Source organism: Psychrobacillus sp. Z3-81, from assembly GCF_056620325.1.
In genome coordinates this window covers 1-254 of the sequence record NZ_JBWQPU010000084.1, presented here as the reverse complement: position 1 = coordinate 254, position 254 = coordinate 1, and the positions used below count along the sequence as shown (strand labels likewise).

Sequence of the window (254 nt, the reverse complement as noted above, 5' to 3'; positions counted from 1 at the left end):
CTTCGTGATCCAGGCGTGTGGATGGGTAGGGGAGCGTCGTGTGGGCAGTGAAGTCGCGGGGTAACCCAGCGGTGGAGCCTACACGAGTGAGAATGCAGGCATGAGTAGCGAATGACGGGTGAGAAACCCGTCCGCCGAATGATCAAGGGTTCCAGGGCCAGGCTAATCCGCCCTGGGTAAGTCGGGACCTAAGGCGAGGCCGACAGGCGTAGTCGATGGACAAGGAGTTGATATTCTCCTACCGGCGAAGAACC

1 rRNA gene is annotated in these 254 nt (G+C 59.8%); it reads left to right on the top strand.

The features are described 5' to 3' along the window. A 23S ribosomal RNA gene (locus AC1ECF_RS17720) occupies positions 1–254 on the top strand; the annotation flags it as partial.